Here is a 3181-nt window from a genome sequence, read left to right on the forward strand (position 1 = left end):
ATGGCAAAATCGGATACTCCAAAACCTCTGCCCGCGCATGCAACATCAAACGCTTAGCAATTGTTCAGGGCGAACTATTTAGAGCCACGAGGAAGGCTGAAGCCGATGTCCGGCCTGTCTTGCGGACTACCCGCACGAAGGCGAATTTGGACGTGCGGTCGATCGCAATGTAAAGATAGAGTTTGCCTTCGGCTGTGCGCACTTCGGCGATGTCGATATGGAAATAGCCGATCGGGTAGTGCTTGAACTTTTTCTTTGCTGGTTTGTCACCTCCGACTTCGGGCAAGCGGCTGATGCCATGACGTTGCAGGCAGCGATGTAGCGAAGACCGGGTCAGATGCGGGATCGTCGGCTGAAGGGCATAAAGGCAATCGTCCAGCGGAAAGCCACAATGATCGCTTCATCCTCGACAGACAGAACCGTCGAACGTGGCTCTTTCGGTCCGGTCCGCAGGTCGGCCGTAGAAGTTCGACGCTTCCACTTGGCGACAGTCTTTTGATTGATGCCGTATCGCTTCGAAAGCGCTCTCAGGCTCTCTTGAATATTTTGTATTGCTCGACGGATCGCCTCTGTCGTTGTGGCGCTTCCGTGTAAAACCTGTCCCATAGTGCATCCTTCCATTAGGGAGAATAGACTGCACCATCAAATTCTGGGATCAAACACCTAGAGACCCGCACTTGCGACAAGCCCCGTCAAACAATGTTCATCTCATCGAATGAAAAGTTTAAAGAGCCTGTTTCCAAAACGTTCCCGAGGCCTTTTTTGCCGTCAAATGCGGTGTATTCGAGCGGATAGTCTTCTTCTTCGACCGAGCGCCCCATGAAATAGTCGCCCTCCTTGTCACCAAATAGGGCATAGGGACTGACGTTTTCAGTTCTCTTTTGTCCTGCGAGCTCCAATGTGACGCTGCCAATATCCTCTGCTGTCGTCTCATTGACCGTCACGGCAGCAATACCTACGTTCTTTCCTTCTACGAGGCTGAAATCGATTGTATCATCGTCGGTGACAGTGACAATTTCCTTGTCCGTATCGGTGTCTATCAGTTTGAATTGGAACAGACTGTCTTCCGGTTCGGGAAGTTTCGGGTCTGGCGTCACCGGGTCTGAAGTCTCGTCCAAAGGAATATCGACATTGCGCAAATAAACGACCCAATCCTTGCCAACATCTTTTGGAGGTTGGCCTATATCAACAACTTCACCGCCATCAACTTTTCCGGCAGAAACAAGTGATCCGCCTTCCCTTGGGTTGTACCAATAGACATTGAATGTCTCTCCAGACTGACTCTCTAAGTCAAATTGGACACTATCGGCCTCACCAAAAGGCAAGTAGCTTACATAGTGAGCTCCTTCTTCAACAAATACAAAGTCCTTTTTGTTTGGTGTCAAGTCATCCAAATCAGCCATATTATGAAATGGGATGTATTCGTTGAAGAATTCGGTTGCCGCAGCCGTCCAATTCCAAAGAGACTCAAACCCTCGAAAATCATCGAAATTTTGATCAAGACTATGCCCACCTTCTTGTCTCAAATACCAGTTCGCACCTGACCCATTTGCAGTCAAATGTCCCCAGAGTCCTTCTCGAAGGTTTTGTTCATTTTTTAGGTCTGAATCATTGTCATTCCGACCCACGAGTGAATTTGAAGACGAGTCTTCGTCCCAGGAGAGAATCCAGGGATTGTTGTTTTCTTCTGACTCTCGTCGAGATTCCAAGGTCTCACTGCGTATATTCTGAGCCCTGGTTTGAAACGATGCGCCATCCATTGGTGCGTGGTCGTAAAGTGCATCATAGACCCTGTCGGTGTCGCGGGGCAAAGTGTGAACGACGATGACGTGATCATATGGGTCCACCGCCTTGATGTAAGTGGCCATCGCCTCGAGCTCTTTTTCGGAATTCGACGTTTCTTCCCCCAGGTTCCACTGCAGTCCATTATTGTGGCCAAAGCGCGCGATCATTTCGCGCAGGTACACAAGCCTCTCGACAGTGAGTTCAGCATCTGGAGACAGTTTTGTGCCACCATTCAGCAGTTGATCATTCTCTATTTCTTGCAAGAGAATATTTTTATAGATGTTTTTGGCGTCCATGTGGTCGAATACCCGCTCCCACTGGGCAAGTTTGGACACGTCATAGGTTGTGAAATCATCGCGTGTGAGGCCGTGCCCCGCCTTGTCGATGTCACTAACGTTCTTCGCCACGTCATACGTTTTTGGGTTGACCCAGGGACTGACATCCCGTCCATCGCCACCAACCGTATTGGTCATGATATAAAGTGTATTTAGCTTCTGGTCGGACAGATAATTGACGGCACCGTAAATCTCCGAACCGCGCTCGTCCCAAAGCAGTTCATCTCCTTTGGCATCTTTCAGATGGTTATCAAAATCATGACGGCCTGTGTTGCTGTTTTTGACACCAGTCACCTTCGTGTTGTCGAAACCATCATAGGCGAGGAAGTTTTCCGGAACTCCGGGACCTCCTTTGATAAAATAATCGCCGTCGCCCTGAAACTGAAGATAGTGCGTTCCCTCGTCCTGAAGGATGATGCCTTTGTCGGAGAAACGGTCACCTTTCCCGTCTCCCTCTGCGACTTCAAAGCTCCCACCAATTTCCTGGAAGCCCGCGACAGGCGTGCCAGCGTTCAGGTCCGTGCTGGCAGCAACATTCTTGCCTTCGCGAAATGACGCTTCGTAGGTCCAGTTACCAGCGCTGGCCGGCGTGAAATTCACTTGCCACTTAGTGCCTTCAGTCGCACCGGTCTCCGCCGCATTTCCGTCTGCTGCGAAAAAACCGGGAACAACAATTTGTTCGCCGGTATCTTTGTTTGTGAATGTTACATCAAGCCGCATGTCTCGAAAGGTCGAAGCCTCTTCTTTCGCCTGCGGGCCGTCCAGAACAATACTCACTTTGTTCCAGACTTCGTTGCCAACACTCATATCAAAAGCTCCCACACGATATGGCCCCGGATTATCCAGACGCCGACACGTGTAAAGTTAGCTGTGGGATTGAGTGCAAAGTTTGAAATTATATTGGTAAAAATATGGTATGAATAAGAAATATTTAGCTTAAGTCTTGGGACCGCTCTTTTCAACCTGAATTGGTCCCGATTTTCTGGTGTTTGATCCCAGATTTTGATGGTGCAGTCTTTTCTCCCGAATGGAAGGATGCACTATGGGACAGGTTTTACACG

Annotated in this window: 1 protein-coding gene and 1 pseudogene; both read right to left on the minus strand. The window is 49.4% G+C overall.

Annotated features, from left to right (window positions below; genetic code table 11):
- Positions 1-88 precede the first annotated feature (88 nt).
- Positions 89-606 (minus strand): annotated as a pseudogene (locus tag Q0835_RS29555) (IS481 family transposase); the annotation flags it as partial.
- An 86-nt stretch (positions 607-692) separates the two neighbouring features.
- A complete protein-coding gene (locus Q0835_RS29560; protein ID WP_298967009.1) occupies positions 693-2927 on the minus strand; it encodes a DUF5060 domain-containing protein in 2235 nt (744 codons plus the stop codon).
- Positions 2928-3181 lie beyond the last annotated feature (254 nt).

This window comes from uncultured Roseibium sp., assembly GCF_947499295.1.
Taxonomy (GTDB): domain Bacteria; phylum Pseudomonadota; class Alphaproteobacteria; order Rhizobiales; family Stappiaceae; genus Roseibium.